Source organism: Kitasatospora sp. NPDC057512 (assembly GCF_042802135.1).
GTDB lineage: Bacteria > Actinomycetota > Actinomycetes > Streptomycetales > Streptomycetaceae > Kitasatospora.
The window spans coordinates 1-1,938 of record NZ_JBHVET010001095.1 but is presented as its reverse complement, the minus strand read 5'-3'; the positions used below and the strand labels follow the sequence as shown (position 1 = coordinate 1,938).

Here is a 1,938-nt window from a genome sequence, read left to right as displayed (position 1 = left end):
CGGGGCGCGGGGCGTCGCCCGCGACGGTCCCGCCGCGGCGGGGGCGGGGCCGGGGCCGCCCCCCCCGGCCGTGTCTCGGGAGGGGACGGCGGCACCGCCGTTTCAACGGCCGGTGGGCACCGATCCGTCCGTCGCCGATCCGTTCGGCGCGGACCCGTTCGGCGTCGACCCGTTCGGCGTCGACCCGTTCGGCGCGGACCCGTTCGGCGTCGACCCGTTCGGCGCGGGCCTGCCCGGGGCCGGACCGGTCGGCGGGAAGGGGATGCCGGCGAGGACCGGCAGCAGTTCCGCCTCCTCGAAGTCGAGGTGCGCCTCCAGTTCGGCGGACATCCGGTCCAGCTCCGTGCGGAGCCGTTCCGGCTCGGTGACCGCGATCCCGGCCAGCAGGGTCACCAACTCCTCCTTGATCCGCCCGATGGCCCGGTGCTGCTCGTCGAGCCGCGCCAGGACGTCGGCCAGCTCCGGGTGGCTGCGCGCGAGGGCGGGGAACACGGCGGTGTCCTCCCCGGTGTGGTGGTGCGTCAGCCCGTCGCAGAAGGCCAGGCAGTGCTGGCGCAGTTGCAGCCCGAGCGCGGCCGGTCGGCCCGGGACGTGGGCGTGCGCCTCCTCCCGTACGTGGCGCAGCTGTGCGCGCAGCCAGGTGTGGGCCTCCAGTAGCTTGTCGGCGAGGCTGCGCACCACCGGGGCGGGTTCGTCGGAGGGCGGCTCGGGTTGTTCCAGGACGACGACCGGCAACTCCCGGTCGGTGTGCGCCTGGTAGTCGCCGTAGCCCGGAGCCTGCCGGACGACGGCGGCGAACAGCCGCTCCCGGCGGTCGCCTTCGGCGGGCACGGCGACGGTGTCGAAGGCCTCGATGCCGAATCCCGCGCTGTCGAAGGCTTCGGTGCCGATCTCGACCCGGACCACCGGGTGGGCGAGGAGGTTGCGGTACCACTGGGGGTGTTCCGGTGCCCCGGCGGCCGAGGCGACGACCAGGAGCAGCCCCTCCGCCCGGACGTACCCGAGCGGCACGGTGTGCGGCCGCCCGGAGTGCGCCCCGGTGGTGGTCAGCAACAGCAGGTCGCCGCCCTCGAACGGGCCGCCGACCCGCCCGCCGTTGGCGCGAAACTCCTCGATGACGTTCTGATTGAAGGACATGGGCATGCGTGTGTGGTGGATCTCCAGAGAGGAAAGGGGAGTCGCGGTCACCTGCGGTGCCGGGTGCCGGGTGCCGAGTGCCGGGCGCCGAGTTCCGGAGCCGGTGATACGGCCGGTCGCGCGTCCGGCGACGTCCGCGGACATCTGCGACGTCCGTCACGGGGCACGGTTCGCGCACGCGGGCAGCGCGGTGACCGCCCGGTGTCAGATCAGGGAAGCGGAGAGAGTGCTCATCGCGCATCGTCCCTTCGGAAAGGTGCTCGCTCGGCCGTCGGCCGACCCACTACTCTGTGGCCGACGCCGCGCTGCACGCCCCCATTAGAGCCAGGCCGCGGACGCGCTGTCAACGAGAACGATCGCCACCGGAGAGGAAGCGGAAGCCGCCGTGGAACGTGTGGTGGACCTCGACGACGCCGCCGCGCGGATCGCCGCCCGGGCCCCGAGGTGGCGTGCGGCCCGGTTGACGGTGGGTCCGCTCACCTGGCGCGACCGGCTCGCCCCGTGGCCGCAGCCGCTGGAGACGGACCGTGCCCGGGTCGTCGATCCGGACTCGGTCGGCCTGAAGCTGGCCGACCCGTCGACCGGTGGAGAACTGGAGGTGGTGCTCTTCCGCGGGGGCTGGGCGGACGTCTCCTACCTGGCCGCCGACTGGGAGGAGAAGCTGGTCACGGCGGGGGAGCAGGAGTCGGGCGGTGCGATCCCGGCCCAGGACATCACCTCCGCCGCCGACTTCGAAGCGCGCCTGATCGGATGGATGGGCGACGTCTTCGGAGGCTGAGCGCCGGAGCGCCGGAGCGCCGG

General features: G+C 74.0%; 2 protein-coding genes. One reads left to right on the top strand and one right to left on the bottom strand.

Annotated elements, in window-relative coordinates; all coding sequences use genetic code 11:
- Positions 1-102: 102 nt before the first annotated feature.
- Complete coding sequence (locus ACFU6K_RS37945; protein WP_380671060.1) at positions 103-1,143, bottom strand: nitroreductase/quinone reductase family protein; 1,041 nt, start codon at positions 1,141-1,143, stop codon at positions 103-105.
- 379 nt (positions 1,144-1,522) lie between these two features.
- On the opposite strand from ACFU6K_RS37945, the gene ACFU6K_RS37940 reads away from it, so the two are divergent.
- Positions 1,523-1,915, top strand: coding sequence for a hypothetical protein (locus ACFU6K_RS37940; RefSeq protein WP_380671058.1), 393 nt, complete (start codon positions 1,523-1,525; stop codon positions 1,913-1,915).
- Positions 1,916-1,938 lie beyond the last annotated feature (23 nt).